Source organism: Citrobacter freundii ATCC 8090 = MTCC 1658 = NBRC 12681 (genome assembly GCF_011064845.1).
GTDB classification, from domain to species: domain Bacteria; phylum Pseudomonadota; class Gammaproteobacteria; order Enterobacterales; family Enterobacteriaceae; genus Citrobacter; species Citrobacter freundii.
The window spans coordinates 3556218-3574251 of the sequence record NZ_CP049015.1 but is presented as its reverse complement, the minus strand read 5'-3'; the positions used below and the strand labels follow the sequence as shown (position 1 = coordinate 3574251).

Annotated in this window: 11 protein-coding genes; 10 read left to right on the top strand and 1 reads right to left on the bottom strand. The window is 54.2% G+C overall.

Annotated features, from left to right (window positions below; all coding sequences use genetic code 11):
• Positions 1-296 precede the first annotated feature (296 nt).
• Positions 297-1148: a 3-mercaptopyruvate sulfurtransferase gene (gene sseA / locus G4551_RS17255; protein WP_003037701.1), complete on the bottom strand. Its 852-nt coding sequence runs from the start codon at positions 1146-1148 to the stop codon at positions 297-299.
• A gap of 206 nt (positions 1149-1354) precedes the next feature.
• Here sseA and G4551_RS17250 point away from each other — a divergent pair, with 206 nt between their 5' ends.
• From G4551_RS17250 to der, 10 genes are all read left to right on the top strand, one after another.
• Positions 1355-6289 carry an alpha-2-macroglobulin family protein gene (locus tag G4551_RS17250; protein ID WP_003838444.1) on the top strand — a complete coding sequence of 1645 codons (4935 nt, stop codon included), beginning with the start codon at positions 1355-1357 and terminating at the stop codon, positions 6287-6289.
• Positions 6290-8602 carry a peptidoglycan glycosyltransferase PbpC gene (pbpC, locus tag G4551_RS17245; protein ID WP_003838446.1) on the top strand — a complete coding sequence of 771 codons (2313 nt, stop codon included), beginning with the start codon at positions 6290-6292 and terminating at the stop codon, positions 8600-8602.
• A gap of 148 nt (positions 8603-8750) precedes the next feature.
• Complete coding sequence (gene ndk, locus G4551_RS17240; RefSeq protein WP_003037710.1) at positions 8751-9182, top strand: nucleoside-diphosphate kinase; 432 nt, start codon at positions 8751-8753, stop codon at positions 9180-9182.
• Between the two features lie 290 nt (positions 9183-9472).
• Positions 9473-10639: a dual-specificity RNA methyltransferase RlmN gene (gene rlmN / locus G4551_RS17235; RefSeq protein ID WP_003037713.1), complete on the top strand. Its 1167-nt coding sequence runs from the start codon at positions 9473-9475 to the stop codon at positions 10637-10639.
• A 284-nt stretch (positions 10640-10923) separates the two neighbouring features.
• Positions 10924-11916, top strand: coding sequence for a cytoskeleton protein RodZ (rodZ, locus tag G4551_RS17230; protein WP_003838449.1), 993 nt, complete (start codon positions 10924-10926; stop codon positions 11914-11916).
• A 26-nt stretch (positions 11917-11942) separates the two neighbouring features.
• Positions 11943-13061 (top strand): flavodoxin-dependent (E)-4-hydroxy-3-methylbut-2-enyl-diphosphate synthase, encoded by a 1119-nt coding sequence (ispG, locus tag G4551_RS17225; RefSeq protein WP_003838451.1) that lies wholly within the window; start codon positions 11943-11945, stop codon positions 13059-13061.
• Between the two features lie 110 nt (positions 13062-13171).
• Positions 13172-14446 (top strand): histidine--tRNA ligase, encoded by a 1275-nt coding sequence (gene hisS / locus G4551_RS17220; RefSeq protein WP_003835173.1) that lies wholly within the window; start codon positions 13172-13174, stop codon positions 14444-14446.
• Positions 14447-14459: 13 nt separating this feature from the next.
• On the top strand, positions 14460-15080 hold the full coding sequence (locus tag G4551_RS17215; RefSeq protein WP_003838453.1) for a YfgM family protein: 621 nt from the start codon (positions 14460-14462) through the stop codon (positions 15078-15080).
• Between the two features lie 10 nt (positions 15081-15090).
• Positions 15091-16269 carry an outer membrane protein assembly factor BamB gene (bamB, locus tag G4551_RS17210; RefSeq protein ID WP_003838454.1) on the top strand — a complete coding sequence of 393 codons (1179 nt, stop codon included), beginning with the start codon at positions 15091-15093 and terminating at the stop codon, positions 16267-16269.
• Positions 16270-16386: 117 nt separating this feature from the next.
• Entirely contained in the window at positions 16387-17859 is a 1473-nt protein-coding gene (gene der / locus G4551_RS17205) for a ribosome biogenesis GTPase Der (RefSeq protein ID WP_003838456.1), read from the top strand.
• The last annotated feature ends 175 nt before the right edge of the window (positions 17860-18034 follow it).

The following is an 18034-nucleotide window of genomic DNA, read 5'->3' as shown; positions in this document are numbered from 1 at the left end:
ATAGCAAGCACTGATGTACGCTTGCATATACGGCCATGGGACATCCTTTCCTGAAACCAGTGCCCGCTTGCGAGGCGGCGAAAAGGGCCGGAAAAGATAATACCTCAAATAGTGAATAGTTTCGCAGCTAATTAACTTGACATTCACTCCCTTAAAAGGGACTATTTGCCCACTGATGTACGCTTGCATTGCTATGGTGACATAGCCTGCTGGAAAGGCCGCGAACCGGACCAGCACAAAAAAACCGCTCATTTGAGCGGTTTTTTTGTGGACGAAAAAGATGAATAAATCAGATTTTATTTAGCCTCAGATGGTTCTACCGGTAAATCGTTGCGAGCACCCCACTCGCTCCATGCGCCGTCATACAATGCGACGTTAGAAACGCCCAGCGTGGCAAGTGCCAGCACCACCACGGCAGCCGTTACGCCGGAGCCACAGCTGGCGATAATCGGGCGGTCAAAGCTCACGCCGTGGCTGAAGAAAATAGCATCCAGTTCGTCGGTAGTTTTCAGCTCGCCGTCACGAACCAATTCTGTCCACGGTACATTAAGCGCACCGGGCACATGACCACGCTTCAGGCCAGGACGAGGTTCGTCAACTTCTGCGTTAAAACGCGCAGCCGGTCGCGCATCGACAATCTGTGCGGTTTTTTCATGACTGGCCAGCAGTACATCGGTAACACGCACAACAGCGCCAGGCGTAAAGGCCACGTTAAATTCACCTTCAGGTAAATCCTCATCGCCTTCTTTGAGCATTAGATCATCGCGCTTCCAGCCTGCCAGACCGCCCGCCAGAATGGAGACATTTTCGACGCCAAATGTCCGCAGCATCCACCATGCGCGTGGCGCGGAAAACAGATTACCGTCATCGTAGATAACCAGATGCTTATCCTGATCAACGCCCAGCTCACGCATCGCAACGGCAAAAGCTTCCGGGCGCGGCATCATATGCGGTAGCGGTGAGGTATGATCTGAAAGCGCTTCAATATCAAAAAAGACTGCGCCAGGAATATGGCCCGCACGATACTCCTCGCCAACATCGCGATCTTCCTGTCCTGGAGGTGCCATCCGGGCATCAAGAATTTGTATTTCCGGGTCGTCAATGTGTTCGGCAAGCCAGTCGGCAGCGACAAAGAAGGCGGTGGTCATAGGCATCTCCATTTTTACCAGGTTTTGGCAAATTGTCGGATGTTTACCGTAAAGCGACAAGTAAAACAGGCTGATTTGTCAGGTGAATCCACATTAATCACTAAAATTAAGACAACGTTGTTCAGTTACTGACTTCCACCGCCGGAAATCTGACGCATAATAGTTGTTCTACGTAGCTAACGGGCCACTACGGCCAGGGATGAAAAATGAAACATTTACGCGTAGCGGCCTGCATGCTGATGCTGGCACTGGTCGGGTGTGATAATAATAACGAAAAATCACCGACGGCTGCGAAGCCTGATGAGCCTGCGCCACAGACAGCGCCAGCAAAAGATAAGGCTCAATTACAAAAACTGATGCAGCAAAGCCAGGGCAAGTCGCTGACGCTGCTGGATGCCTCAGAGGTCCAGCTCGACGGTGCGGCAACGCTCGTGTTGACCTTCTCCATTCCCCTCGATCCGGATCAAGATTTTTCCCGCGTCGTGCACGTTGTTGATAAAAAAAGCGGCAAAGTGGATGGTGCCTGGGAGCTGGCGCCAAATCTGAAAGAGCTACGCTTACGCCATCTGGAACCTAACCGGGAACTGGTCGTTACCATTGAGCGTGATTTGCTGGCGCTGAATAAAGCGACGTTCGCTATTGATTATGAAAAAAACATTACTACTCGCGACGTCCAGCCAAGCTTAGGGTTTGCCAGTCGCGGCTCGCTGCTGCCGGGAAAAGTGATTGAAGGGCTGCCGGTGATGGCCCTTAACGTTAATAGCGTAGATGTGAACTTCTTCCGCGTGAAGCCTGAGTCGCTCGGTGCGTTTGTCAGCCAGTGGGAATACCGCAATTCGTTGACTAACTGGGAATCTGACAATCTGCTGAAAATGGCGGAACTGGTGTATACCGGACGCTTTGACCTCAATCCTGCGCGCAACACCCGTGAGAAGCTGCTGTTGCCGCTGAGCGATATCAAGCCGTTGCAGCAAGCAGGTGTTTACATCGCGGTGATGAATCAGGCTGGACAATACAACTACAGTAATGCCGCTACGCTGTTCACGCTCAGCGATATTGGTGTGTCTGTACACCGTTACCATAATCAACTGGATGTCTTTACGCAGAGTCTGGAAAACGGCGCCGCGCAGCAGGGGATTGAGGTCACGTTACTCAATGAAAAAGGACAGACGTTGGCGCAGGCTACCAGCGACGTTCAGGGTCATGTCAAACTGGAGACTGATAAAGACGCGGCTTTATTGCTGGCCCGCAAAGACGGACAAACCACGCTGCTGGATCTGAAGCTCCCGGCGTTGGATCTGGCTGAATTTGATATTGCCGGTGCGCCGGGATACAGCAAGCAGTTCTTTATGTTTGGCCCACGCGATCTCTATCGTCCTGGCGAAACGGTGATCCTCAACGGATTACTGCGTGACAGCGATGGCAAAACGTTGCCCGACCAGCCGGTGAAGCTGGAGGTCGTGAAGCCCGACGGACAAGTGTTACGTTCGGTAGTTAGCCAACCGGAAAACGGCTTGTACCGCTTTAGCTGGCCGCTGGACACCAACGCGCCAACCGGCATGTGGCATATTCGGGCTAATACCGGTGATAACCAGTCGCGGATGTGGGATTTCCACGTCGAAGACTTTATGCCGGAGCGAATGGCGCTCAATCTCTCCGCCAATAAGATCCCGGTGGCACCAACTGATGACGTGAAGTTTTCGGTAGTGGGCTACTACCTGTACGGCGCGCCCGCTAACGGCAATGCTCTGCAAGGGCAGCTTTTCCTGCGCCCGCTGCGCGAAGCGGTGCAGGCATTGCCGGGGTTCCAGTTTGGTAATATTGCCGAAGAAAACCTTTCCCGCAGCCTCGATGAAGTTCAGCTCACGCTGGATGACCACGGACGCGGCGAAGTGACCACCAACAGCCAGTGGCAGGAGACGCATTCCCCGTTACAGGTGGTTTTGCAAGCCAGTCTGCTGGAGTCGGGGGGCCGTCCGGTGACGCGTCGGGTTGAGCAAGCCATCTGGCCTGCGGATACGCTGCCGGGCATTCGTCCGCAGTTTGCAGCGAAAGCCGTCTATGACTACCGCACCGATACCACCGTGAATCAGCCTATCGTTGATGAAAACAGCAACGCCGCTTTCGACATTGTGTATGCCGATGCGCAAGGCAAGAAAAAAGCGGTGTCCGGTTTGCAGGTGCGTTTGATCCGCGAGCGACGAGATTATTACTGGAACTGGTCTGAAGGCGAGGGCTGGCAATCACAGTTCGATCAAAAGGATCTGGTTGAAGGTGAGCAGACTCTGGATCTTAAGGCCGATGAAACCGGTAAAGTCAGCTTCCCGGTTGAGTGGGGCGCCTATCGTCTGGAAGTGAAAGCTCCGAATGATGCGGTGAGCAGCGTACGCTTCTGGGCCGGTTATAGCTGGCAGGATAACAGCGACGGCAGTGGGGCTGTGCGTCCCGATCGCGTGACGCTGAAACTGGACAAACCCAGCTATCGTCCCGGTGATACCATGAAGCTGCACGTTGCCGCTCCCGCTGCTGGCAAAGGTTATGCGATGGTGGAATCCAGCGAAGGCCCGCTGTGGTGGCAAGAAATAGACGTACCGGCGGATGGTCTCGATATCTCCATCCCAATCGATAAAACCTGGAATCGCCACGATTTGTATCTTAGTGCGCTGGTGGTTCGTCCTGGCGACAAGTCCCGTTCGGCAACGCCAAAACGGGCGGTCGGTTTACTGCATTTGCCGTTAGGTGACGAAAACCGTCGTCTGGCGCTGGCGCTGGAAAACCCGGCGAAAATACGTCCAAACCAGCCGTTGACCGTCAAGATTAAAGCCAGCGTCAAAAATGGCGACGTACCAAAACAGGTTAACGTGCTGGTCTCTGCAGTTGATAGCGGGGTGCTAAACATTACCGATTACGCCACGCCGGATCCGTGGCAGGCGTTTTTCGGGCAAAAACGCTATGGCGCGGATATTTATGATATTTACGGCCAGGTGATCGAAGGGCAAGGACGCCTGGCGGCGCTGCGCTTTGGTGGTGATGGCGATGAATTAAAACGCGGCGGTAAGCCACCGGTTAATCACGTCAATATCGTGGCGCAACAGGCGCTGCCGGTCACGCTTAACGAGCAGGGCGAAGGTACGGTGACGTTACCTATTGGTGATTTCAACGGCGAGCTGCGGGTAATGGCGCAGGCCTGGACGACGGATGACTTTGGCAGCAGCGAAAGCAAAGTGATTGTTGCGGCGCCGGTGATTGCTGAACTGAATATGCCGCGTTTTCTGGCGGGAGGCGATACCTCGCGCCTGACGCTGGACGTGACTAACCTGACTGACAAACCGCAAACGCTGAATATTAAGCTCGCGGCCAATGGTTTACTGGAGCTGATGGGGCAAGATCCCGCGCCGGTAAATCTGGCGCCAGGCGTAAGGACTACGCTGTTTATTCCGGTGCGCGCGCGGGAAGGGTTTGGCGATGGCGAAATTCAGGCAGAAATTAGCGGTCTGACTTTACCGGGTGAAACGCTGCCTGTTCAGCATAAACAGTGGAAGATTGGCGTGCGTCCGGCGTTCCCGGCGCAAACCGTTAATAACGGTGTCGCACTTCAGCCGGGCGCGACCTGGCAGCTTACGGGCGAAGAACTGATCAATCTCTCCCCTGTGACGATGCAGGGGCAACTGCTGTTCAGCGGTAAGCCGCCGCTAAACCTGGCGCGCTATATCCGCGAACTGAAAGCGTACCCTTACGGTTGTCTGGAGCAAACGGCGAGCGGGTTGTTCCCATCCTTATACACCAACGCTGCGCGATTGAAGGCGTTAGGTATTGTGGGCGACAGCGATGAAAAACGTCGCGCGGCAGTTGATATTGGGATTTCCCGTTTAGTGCAGATGCAGCGTGATAACGGCGGTTTTGCGCTGTGGGATAAAAACGGGTCGGAAGAGTACTGGCTGACCGCGTATGTCATGGATTTCCTCGTCCGGGCAAATGAACAGGGCTACAGTGTCCCGGTAGAGGTGATTAACCGGGGCAACGAGCGGCTACTGCGCTATTTGCAGGATCCGGGCATGATGTCGATTCGCTATACCGACGACTCTTCAGCAAGCCGGTTTGCCGTACAAGCCTACGCCGCGTTGGTTCTGGCACATCAGCAAAAAGCTCCGCTCGGCGCATTGCGTGAGATCTGGGAGCGTCGTGCGCAAGCAGCCTCTGGTTTACCGCTGTTACAACTGGGGATCGCGCTGAAAAATATGGGCGATGCCAATCGCAGTGAACAGGCGTTGACGCTGGCCCTGAATACACCGCGCCGCGATACGCAACAGTGGATGGCGGATTACGGCAGTGCGTTACGGGATAACGCGTTGATGCTGGCCTTGCTCGAAGAGAACAAGATCAAACCTGACGTGCAGAATACGCTGCTGAACACGTTGTCAGAACAGGCCTTTGGACAGCGCTGGCTCTCGACGCAGGAAAATAATGCGTTGTTCCTTGCCGCGCGTACGTTACAGGATTTGCCTGGTACGTGGCAGGCGCAAACGTCACTCTCGGAACAACCATTAGCAGGGGATAAATCGCTAACCCGCAATCTGGATGCCGATGCGCTGTCTACGCTGAGCGTCACCAATACCGGTAATCTACCGCTGTGGTTGCGTCTGGATGTGAGTGGTTATCCACAAACCGCACCGACGCCTGCCAGCAACGTTTTGCGTATTGAGCGGCAAATCCTGGGAATTGACGGAAATAGCAAATCGCTGGATTCGCTGCGTAGCGGCGAACTGGTGCTGGTCTGGCTGGAGGTAAAAGCCAGCCAGAACATGCCGGATGCGCTGGTGGTCGATTTACTGCCAGCAGGACTGGAACTGGAAAACCAGAATCTGGCCAACGGCAGTGCCAGCCTGCAGGATAGCGGCAGCGAAGTGGCGAATCTGCTCAATCAGATGCAGCAGGCAGATATCCAGCACGTTGAGTTCCGTGACGATCGCTTTGTTGCCGCGGTGGCGGTCAACGAAGGACAACCGGTTACGCTGGTGTATCTGGCGCGGGCGGTAACGCCGGGGACCTACCGGGTTCCTGTCCCGCAGGTGGAATCAATGTATATTCCGCAGTGGCGCGCGACCGGTGCGACAGAGGGACTTTTGATTGTCAGACCGTAAATGATACGCGGGTTGGGTAAACGCGGCTGCTGGCTCTGGCTGGCAGCCGTTGCACTATTGTTTGTGGCGGCGGTTTGGGCGGCAGATAAAATCTGGCCGCTGCCGCTGCACGAAGTCGATCCGGCGCGGGTCGTGGTGGCGCATGATGGTACGCCGCTGTGGCGCTTTGCCGATGCGGATGGTATCTGGCGGTATCCGGTAACGATTGATGAGGTGTCGCCCCGCTACCTTGAGGCGTTAATTAACTACGAAGACCGCTGGTTCTGGAAGCATCCCGGCGTCAATCCATTTTCAGTACTGCGCGCGGCATGGCAAGACCTCTCCTCTGGGCGTGTGGTTTCTGGCGGCAGTACGCTCACTATGCAGGTGGCGCGTTTACTCGACCCCCATCCGCGCACCTTTGGCGGTAAGTTTCGCCAGCTCTGGCGCGCTTTGCAGCTGGAATGGCATCTGTCCAAGCGCGACATCCTGACGCTGTATCTTAACCGTGCGCCGTTTGGCGGCACGTTGCAGGGCGTGGGCGCAGCAAGCTGGGCCTATCTTGGCAAATCGCCAGCACAACTGAGCTACTCTGACGCCGCATTGCTGGCTGTGCTGCCACAGGCCCCGAGCCGTCTGCGCCCGGACCGCTGGCCGGACCGTGCTGAAGCGGCGCGTAATAAAGTGCTCGAACGTATGGCAACCAAGGGCATTTGGCCTGCCAGACAGGTGCAGGAGTCGCGTGAAGAACCGGTCTGGCTGGCGCCCCGGCAAATGCCGCAGTTAGCACCGTTATTCTCGCGCATGATGCTGGGAAAAAGCCGAAGCGATAAAATCGTGACTACCCTTGATGCCGGATTGCAGCGTCAACTGGAAGAGCTGGCGCAAAACTGGAAGGGGCGCTTACCTGCGCGCAGTTCGCTGGCGATGATCGTGGTCGATCACACCGATATGAGCGTGCGTGGCTGGGTGGGGTCGGTAGATATGAATGACGACTCTCGTTTTGGTCATGTGGATATGGTGAATGCAATCCGTTCGCCTGGCTCGGTGCTGAAGCCGTTTGTTTATGGCCTGGCGCTGGATGACGGACTCATCCATCCCGCTTCGTTATTGCAGGATGTCCCGCGGCGAACCGGGGACTATCGACCGGGGAATTTTGACAGTGGTTTTCATGGCCCGGTGAGCATGAGCGAAGCGCTGGTGCGCTCGCTGAATTTACCCGCCGTGCAGGTACTCGAAGCCTATGGCCCGAAGCGTTTTGCCGCATCGTTACGTAACGTCGGCTTACCGCTGTATCTGCCCGCAGGGGCTACGCCGAATCTGTCGCTGATTTTGGGCGGTGCGGGGGCAAGGTTGGAAGATATGGCCGCAGCGTACAGTGCCTTTGCCCGCCAGGGAAAAGCGGGAAAACTGCGTCTGCAGCCGGGTGACCCACTACTGGAACGTCCGTTGATGTCGGCGGGCGCGGCGTGGATTATTCGCCGCATTATGGCTGACGAAGCGCAACCGCTGCCGGATAACGCGCTGAGCAGAGTGGTCCCTCTGGCGTGGAAAACGGGTACCAGCTATGGCTATCGCGATGCCTGGGCGATTGGCGTTAATGCGCGTTATGTGATCGGTATCTGGACCGGCAGGCCCGATGGTACGCCAGTGGTGGGGCAGTTTGGTTTCGCCAGTGCCGTGCCGTTGCTCAATCAGGTCAACAATCTTTTGCTCTCTCGCGGGACAAATCAGCCGGAAGATCCACGCCCTGAATCCGTGAGTCGTGGTGTGGTGTGCTGGCCGGGCGGGCAATCTCTTGCCCCCGGTGACAGCAACTGCCGTCGCCGTCTGGCAACCTGGTTACTGGATGGCAGTCAGCCGCCAACGTTATTATTGCCCGAGCAGGAAGGGGTTAATGGCATTCGTTTTCCTGTCTGGCTGGATGATGAAGGCAAACGTGTGGCGGCGGATTGCCCGCAGGCGCACGAGCAAACGTTAATCGTTTGGCCGTTGCCGCTGGAGCCATGGCTACCGGAATCAGAACGTCGTGGGGCGAGATTACCGCCAGTTTCTGCCACATGTCCGCCGCTGGGACAAGACGCTTCGCAGCCGTTGCAGTTGACAGGCATTCGTGATGGCGCGATTGTGAAGCGTTTACCCGGTTCTGCTCAAGCCTCATTACCGGTGCAAACCAGCGGTGGGAGCGGTGAACGCTGGTGGTTTCTTAACGGTGAAAGGCTGGATGAACGCGGACGTCGTCTTACGTTACGGCTGGCGACTAAAGGGGATTATCAACTGCTGGTGATGGATGATGCAGGCCAGGTAGCGACGGTGAGATTTTCGATGCAGTAGACCAGTTAGTGACTGTTTGTTGCTAAAATTCATCTTATTTTAAAGAAATGTTACCTTCATCAATAGTCAATTGCCGGGATGCTCTTTATAATCCGCGCCAGGTCGTACATCTATATAGACAACAACAGAACACATTACAGAGGTTATCATGGCTATTGAACGTACTTTTTCCATCATCAAACCAAACGCGGTGGCAAAAAACGTTATTGGGAGCATCTTTGCGCGCTTTGAAGCAGCAGGGTTCAAAATCGTCGGGACTAAAATGCTGCACCTGACCGTTGAGCAGGCGCGTGGTTTCTATGCTGAGCACGATGGCAAACCGTTCTTTGACGGTCTGGTTGAATTCATGACCTCTGGTCCGATCGTTGTTTCTGTTCTGGAAAGCGAAAATGCCGTACAGCGTCATCGCGATCTGCTGGGCGCAACCAACCCAGCGAATGCGCTGGCCGGTACTCTGCGTGCAGACTATGCTGACAGCTTCACCGAGAACGGTACTCACGGTTCCGACTCCGTTGAGTCAGCGGCGCGCGAAATCGCCTATTTCTTTGGTGAAGGTGAGGTTTGCCCGCGCACTCGCTAATCTCCTGCGTCTTTCACGTCGCAGATGCGTTGGCTGCATTCGTTTACCCCGGTCACATAGTTTTCTATGCTCCCGGGGATGCTCGAACTTGCCGCCTTCCTGCGACGCGAAATCCTTTGGAGATGAATTAGCGATTTACATATTATTTTCGCTAATGCTTCGTGCAAACGTGGCATCCCTGCGCCAGACTTTGTACAATGCAACGCCCCGGAAGAGCAGATCGCTTGCCGGGGCGTTTCTTTTTAACCCTCCACGGGCCACAACGTGTAACAACGAGGCCGGAAAAAATTATGTCTGAACTAGTTAACACCTCTGAAGTCGTCATTCCTGCGGTTCCAAATAAAAATGGAAAAATTAACCTGCTGGATCTGAACCGTCAGCAAATGCGCGAATTCTTCAAAGAGATGGGCGAAAAACCGTTTCGTGCCGATCAGGTCATGAAGTGGATGTACCACTATTGCAGCGACAACTTTGATGACATGACTGACATCAATAAGGTGCTGCGTAACAAGCTGAAAGAAGTGGCTGAAATTCGCGCCCCGGAAGTGGTGGAAGAGCAGCGTTCTTCTGACGGTACGATCAAATGGGCTATCGCTGTTGGCGATCAGCGCGTTGAAACGGTGTATATCCCGGAAGACGATCGTGCGACCCTGTGTGTTTCTTCACAGGTCGGTTGCGCATTAGAGTGTAAATTCTGCTCTACGGCGCAACAGGGCTTTAACCGTAACCTGCGGGTATCGGAGATCATTGGCCAGGTCTGGCGCGCGGCGAAAATCGTCGGCGCGGTCAAAGCAACGGGCGTGCGTCCTATCACCAACGTGGTGATGATGGGGATGGGTGAGCCGCTGCTCAACCTGACCAACGTAGTGCCGGCGATGGAAATCATGCTGGATGACTTCGGTTTTGGGTTGTCCAAGCGTCGCGTCACGCTCTCCACCTCGGGCGTTGTCCCTGCGCTGGATAAGCTGGGTGATATGATTGACGTCGCGCTGGCGATTTCTCTGCATGCGCCGAACGATGAAATTCGTGACGAAATTGTACCGATCAACAAAAAGTACAATATCGAAACATTCCTTGGCGCGGTTCGTCGTTATCTGGAGAAATCCAACGCTAACCAGGGCCGTGTGACCATTGAGTATGTGATGTTAGATCACATCAATGATGGCACCGAACACGCGCATCAGCTGGCAGAACTGCTGAAAGATACGCCGTGTAAGATCAACCTGATCCCGTGGAACCCGTTCCCGGGCGCGCCGTATGGCCGTAGTTCTAACAGCCGTATCGATCGTTTCTCCAAAGTGTTGATGAGCTATGGTTTCACCACCATTGTGCGTAAAACACGTGGCGATGACATCGATGCAGCCTGTGGTCAGTTGGCGGGCGACGTTATCGACCGTACCAAGCGTACTTTGCGTAAGCGTATGCAGGGCGACGCTATCGACATTAAGACCGTTTGATGTTGGCGCACTACGGTATAATTCTTGTACCGTAGTGCAACGTAAGCCATATGAGGTTTTTTGTTGTCGTCGTCAGGTCAATAATAACGGTGCGTTTTTGTCGACTTTAAGGCAGTATGTAACGGCGTAACAAGTGTTTAGCCCTCAGGTTTACGCCGTTTTGTCATTGATAGTCTGACCGTTTTATACTGTCTGACGAAGGTTAACTGACCAGATGTTTCGCGGTGTGGGTGAGCATTGTGGCTCGCCGGCATCAGAACCCAAATATTACGCAGCTGTAGCGAATGAATACTGAAGCCACGCACGACAAAAATGAAACACTATCCACCGGCATTCGTCTGCGCAATGCCCGTGAACAACTCGGATTCAGCCAGCAGGCAGTCGCGGAGCGACTTTGCCTGAAGGTCTCCACGGTACGCGATATTGAAGAAGATAAGGCACCAGCCGATCTTGCTTCAACATTCCTGCGCGGGTATATCCGTTCTTATGCGCGTCTGGTGCATATTCCTGAAGAAGAACTGTTGCCAGGGCTGGAAAAACAGGCTCCGATTCGTCCTGCCAAAGTCGCACCGATGCAGAGCTTCTCGCTCGGTAAGCGTCGTAAGAAACGCGACGGCTGGTTAATGACCTTTACCTGGCTGGTACTGTTTGTCGTTGTCGGACTGACTGGCGCCTGGTGGTGGCAGAACCATAAAGCGCAGCAGGAAGAGATCACCACCATGGCCGATCAATCCTCCGCTGAGTTGAATGCCGGTAAAGAGGGTGCGCAGAATGTACCGTTAGATACCAGCGCTGCAGCAAGCCAGGATACCACGTCGGCTGCTGAAAATGGCGCGGTAACGGATTCAGCGCCAGCGCAACAAGATACCGCAGCGGCTCAGGCCCCGGCTGCTGATGCGCAACAAAACGCCGTCGTTGCCCCTTCTCAGGCTAACGTCGATACTGCAACCACAGCGCCAGCTACCGCGGCACCGCTGCCGACCGATCAGGCAGGTGTGACTACACCTGCAGCCGATCCTAACGCGCTGGTGATGAACTTTACCGCCGATTGCTGGCTGGAAGTCACCGATGCGACCGGTAAAAAACTGTTCAGCGGGATGCAGCGTAAAGATGGCAATCTGAATTTGACCGGTCAGGCACCGTACAAACTGAAGATTGGTGCTCCGGCGGCAGTGCAGATTCAGTTCCAGGGTAAACCTGTCGATCTGAGTCGTTTTATCAGAACTAACCAGGTTGCGCGTCTGACCGTTAATGCCGAACAATCACCGGCTCAGTAACAGACGGCAATGCGGGAGATTTTTTAATGCATAACCAGGCTCCAATTCAACGTAGAAAATCGACACGCATTTACGTTGGGAACGTGCCGATCGGCGATGGTGCGCCCATCGCCGTACAGTCTATGACTAATACGCGTACCACGGACGTGGAAGCGACGGTTAATCAGATTAAAGCGCTGGAACGCGTAGGCGCAGACATTGTTCGTGTCTCTGTACCGACAATGGATGCCGCAGAAGCGTTCAGGCTTATCAAACAGCAGGTTAACGTCCCGCTGGTTGCCGATATACACTTCGACTATCGTATCGCACTGAAGGTGGCGGAATACGGCGTTGATTGCCTGCGTATTAACCCAGGTAATATCGGCAGTGAAGAGCGTATTCGCATGGTGGTGGATTGCGCTCGTGATAAAAATATTCCTATCCGTATCGGTGTCAACGCCGGATCGCTGGAAAAAGATCTGCAGGAAAAATACGGTGAACCGACGCCTCAGGCGCTGCTGGAATCCGCGATGCGCCACGTGGATCACCTCGATCGTCTGAACTTCGATCAATTCAAAGTTAGTGTTAAAGCGTCTGACGTTTTCCTCGCCGTAGAATCCTATCGCCTGCTGGCGAAACAGATCGATCAACCGTTGCATCTGGGGATCACCGAAGCTGGTGGCCTGCGTAGTGGTTCGGTGAAGTCCGCGATCGGCCTTGGCCTGCTGTTATCTGAAGGGATCGGCGATACGCTGCGTGTTTCTCTGGCGGCCGATCCGGTGGAAGAGATCAAAGTTGGTTTCGATATCCTGAAATCGCTGCGCATTCGCGCGCGCGGGATCAACTTCATCGCTTGCCCAACCTGTTCGCGTCAGGAGTTTGACGTTATCGGTACGGTTAACGCGCTGGAGCAACGCCTGGAGGATATCATTACGCCAATGGACGTTTCGATCATCGGCTGCGTAGTAAACGGCCCTGGTGAAGCGCTGGTTTCTACGCTGGGCGTGACGGGCGGTAACAAGAAAAGCGGCCTGTATGAAGACGGCGTGCGTAAGGACAGACTCGATAACGACGACATGATTACGCAGCTTGAAGCCCGCATTCGTGCCAAAGCAAGTATTCTGGACGAAGCGCGTCGTATCGACGTGCAGCAGCTTGAAAAATAACAACGTGATGGGAAGCGGCATGCTTCCCGTGTATGATTGAACCCGCATGGCGCCCGCATTGTTCGGGTTAGCGCTGAGGGTTCATTTTTATATTCATAAAGAGAATAAACGTGGCAAAAAACATTCAAGCCATTCGCGGCATGAACGATTATCTGCCTGGCGAAACCGCCATCTGGCAGCGCATTGAAGGCACTCTTAAAAACGTGCTCGGCAGCTACGGTTACAGTGAAATCCGCTTGCCGATTGTAGAGCAGACCCCGTTATTCAAACGCGCGATCGGTGAAGTCACCGACGTGGTTGAAAAAGAGATGTATACCTTTGAGGACCGTAATGGCGACAGCCTGACGTTGCGTCCTGAAGGGACTGCGGGCTGCGTACGCGCCGGCATCGAACATGGTCTCCTGTACAATCAGGAACAGCGTCTGTGGTATATCGGGCCGATGTTCCGCCACGAACGTCCGCAGAAAGGACGCTATCGTCAATTCCATCAGCTGGGTGTCGAAGTGTTTGGCCTGCAAGGCCCGGACATCGATGCAGAACTGATTATGCTGACCGCTCGCTGGTGGCGCGCGCTGGGTATTTCTCAGCATGTCAGCCTGGAGCTGAACTCGATCGGTTCGCTTGAAGCCCGCGCTAACTACCGTGATGCGCTGGTTGCCTACCTGGAACTGCACAAAGAGAAACTGGACGAAGACTGCAAGCGCCGTATGTACACCAACCCGCTGCGCGTTCTCGACTCCAAAAACCCGGAAGTACAGGCGCTGCTCAACGACGCGCCTGCACTGGGCGACTATCTGGATGACGACTCGCGCGAGCACTTCGCGGGTTTGTGCAAACTGCTGGAGTCCGCAGGCATTGCCTACACCGTCAATCAGCGTCTGGTTCGTGGTCTTGATTACTACAACCGCACCGTATTTGAGTGGGTCACCAGCAGCCTGGGCTCTCAGGGTACCGTGTGTGCCGGTGGTCGTTACGACGGTCTGGTAGAGCAACTTGGCGGTCGTGCAACGCCTGCCGTGGGCTTTGCTATGGGTCTGGAACGACTTGTTTTGTTAGTTCAGGCAGTTAATCCGGAATTTAACGCAGATCCTGTTGTCGATATATACCTGGTCGCTTCAGGGGCGGACACGCAGTCGGCAGCAATGACGCTTGCAGAACGTCTGCGCGATGAAGTTCCTGGTGTGAAACTGATGACAAACCACGGTGGCGGCAACTTTAAGAAACAGTTTGCCCGTGCCGATAAGTGGGGCGCCCGCGTTGCACTGGTACTGGGCGAGTCCGAAGTGGCTGACGGTACTGTTGTAGTGAAGGATTTGCGCTCTGGTGAGCAAACGGCAGTAGCGCAGGATAGCGTTGCCGCGCATTTGCGCACTTTACTGGGCTAAGGAGAAGGACAGCGTGGAAATTTACGAGAACGAACACGACCAGGTTGATGCGGTAAAACGCTTCTTTGCTGAAAACGGCAAGGCGCTGGCTGTTGGGATCATTTTAGGGGTTGGCGCGCTGGTTGGTTGGCGTTACTGGACCAGCCATCAGACGGAGTCCGCACGCTCTGCTTCTCTGGCGTATCAAAATACGGTGACTGCGGTTAGCGCGGGTAAACCGGACAGCATTCCTGCCGCTGAGAAATTTGCTGCAGAGAATAAAAATACCTATGGCGCGCTGGCTTCACTGGAACTGGCGCAGCAGTTTGTTGACCAAAATGAACTTGAGAAAGCCGCAAGCCAACTGCAACAAGGCTTGGCTGCGACCAGCGATGAAAATCTCAAAGCAGTGATAAACCTGCGTCTGGCTCGTGTTCAGGTTCAGCTTAAACAGGCTGATATCGCGCTGAAAACACTCGAAACCATTAAAGGTGAAGGGTGGGCGGCCATTGTTGCCGATCTGCGTGGTGAAGCGTTGTTGAGTAAAGGCGATAAACAAGGTGCGCGTAGCGCATGGGAAGCGGGTGTGAAAAGCGATGCCTCTCCTGCTCTGAGCGAAATGATGCAGATGAAAATCAATAATTTGTCCATCTGAGAGGGACCCGATGCAATTGCGTAAATTACTTCTGCCAGGGCTGCTTTCCGTTACCCTATTGAGCGGCTGTTCACTGTTTAGTGGCGAAGAAGATGTCGTTAAGATGTCCCCATTACCGGTGGTTGAAAACCAGTTTACTCCGTCTACGGAATGGAGCACCTCTGTAGGAAACGGTATTGGTGATTTCTATTCCAATCTTCATCCTGCGCTGGCGGATAACGTTGTCTATGCTGCCTCTCGCGCTGGTGTAGTTAAAGCGTTGAACGCAGGCGACGGCAAAGAAGTCTGGTCTGTGAATCTGGGTGAGAAAGATGGCTGGTTCTCCCGTGCATCTGCACAGCTTTCTGGCGGTGTAACCGTGGCCGGCGGTCATGTTTATATCGGCAGTGAAAAAGCACAGGTTTATGCGCTGAACACCAGTGACGGTACTACCGCATGGCAGACGAAAGTCGCTGGTGAAGCGCTGTCTCGTCCTGTTGTGAGCGATGGCGTGGTATTGATCCACACCAGCAACGGTCAGTTGCAGGCCTTAAACGAAGCCGACGGCGCCATCAAATGGACCGTTAACCTCGACATGCCTTCTCTGTCTCTACGTGGCGAATCCGCTCCGGCAACCGCCTTTGGCGCAGCTATTGTTGGCGGTGATAACGGTCGCGTAAGCGCTGTGCTGATGCAGCAGGGCCAGATGATTTGGCAGCAGCGTATCTCTCAGGCGACAGGCCCAACGGAAATCGATCGTCTGAGCGACGTTGATACCACGCCGGTTATCGTCAATGGCGTTGTTTACGCGCTGGCTTATAATGGTAACCTGACGGCGTTGGATCTGCGCAGTGGTCAGATCATGTGGAAACGCGAACTGGGCTCGGTGAATGATTTCATCGTCGACGGTAACCGTATCTACCTGGTTGATCAGAACGACCGCGTGCTGGCACTGACCACCGATGGCGGCGTGACGCTGTGGACGCAAAGCGATCTGCTGCACCGTCTGCTGACGTCCCCGGTATTGTATAACGGCAATCTGGTCGTCGGTGATAGCGAAGGCTACCTGCACTGGATTAACGTTGACGATGGCCGTTTTGTTGCCCAGCAGAAAGTTGACAGCTCAGGTTTCCTGACCGAGCCGGTCTCTGCTGATGGTAAACTGCTGATCCAGGCGAAAGACGGTACGCTGTACTCTATTACGCGTTAATCGTCGCGGCCGCTCGCTTTGAAAAACGGCTCCTGGTGCAGGGGCCGTTTTACTGTTTTTAACAACGGAGCAAAAATGTGCCCGTTGTCTGATGATTTTTTAAATGAGGCTTTAAACATGGTACCTGTGGTCGCGCTTGTCGGGCGCCCTAACGTTGGCAAATCCACGTTATTTAACCGTCTAACTCGCACCCGAGATGCGCTGGTTGCGGATTTCCCGGGTCTGACTCGTGACCGTAAGTACGGTCGTGCGGAAATTGAAGGCCGCGAGTTTATCTGTATTGATACCGGCGGTATTGATGGCACCGAAGACGGTGTTGAAACTCGTATGGCGGAACAGTCGCTGTTGGCTATCGAAGAAGCGGACGTTGTGCTGTTCATGGTGGACGCGCGTGCTGGCCTGATGCCAGCGGATACAGCTATTGCGAAACATCTGCGCTCGCGCCAGAAACCGACGTTCCTGGTAGCCAACAAAACTGACGGACTCGATCCTGACCAGGCGGTTGTTGATTTCTACTCTCTGGGTCTGGGTGAAATTTATCCGATCGCGGCGTCCCATGGTCGTGGCGTTCTCAGTCTGCTGGAGCATGTTCTGCTGCCGTGGATGGATGACGTTGCTCCGCAGGAAGAAGTGGACGAAGACGCGGAATACTGGGCGCAGCTGGAAGCCAAAGAAAATGGCGAAGAAGAGCCTGAAGATGATTTTAATCCGCAGGATTTGCCGATCAAACTGGCGATCGTGGGTCGCCCGAACGTAGGTAAGTCCACACTTACTAACCGTATTCTTGGCGAAGATCGTGTGGTGGTTTACGACATGCCAGGGACCACGCGTGACAGTATTTATATTCCGATGCAGCGCGATGAGCGCGAATATGTGCTTATCGATACCGCGGGCGTGCGTAAGCGCGGCAAAATTACCGAAGCGGTAGAAAAATTCTCAGTTATCAAAACGCTGCAGGCGATTGAAGATGCCAACGTGGTGATGTTGGTGATTGACGCGCGCGAAGGGATTTCCGATCAGGACCTGTCGCTGCTGGGCTTTATCCTCAACAGTGGGCGCTCACTTGTTATCGTTGTGAACAAGTGGGATGGTCTGACGCAGGAAGTAAAAGAGCAGGTCAAAGAGACGCTGGACTTCCGTCTGGGCTTTATTGATTTTGCACGCGTACACTTTATCTCTGCGCTGCACGGCAGCGGTGTGGGTAATCTGTTTGAATCGGTCCGTGAAGCGTATGACAGCTCCACCCGTCGCGTGAGCACCGCGATGCTGACGCGCATCATGACCATGGCAGTAGAAGATCATCAGCCGCCACTGGTGCGTGGTCGTCGTGTGAAGCTGAAATACGCCCACGCGGGCGGTTATAACCCGCCAATCGTGGTGATTCACGGCAACCAGGTCAAAGACCTGCCGGATTCCTACAAGCGTTATCTGATGAACTATTTCCGCAAATCTCTGGACGTAATGGGGACGCCGATCCGTATTCAGTTCAAAGAAGGGGAAAACCCGTTTGCAAACAAACGCAATACGCTGACTCCGACTCAAATGCGTAAACGTAAGCGTTTGATTAAACACATTAAAAAAAGCAAGTAATCGTTGCTGATGCAGATGAAAACCCGCGCTTGTCGCGGGTTTTTTTTCGTTATTCCAACGTCAACCTCAGCCCGCGCAATGTCAATCACTATTCGTTTTTTACCAAGTTTAAATCTAAGAAAGTAGACAATTGTCGAGTTTTCATCTTAAAGTCCCCCGGTTGGTACTAGACAAA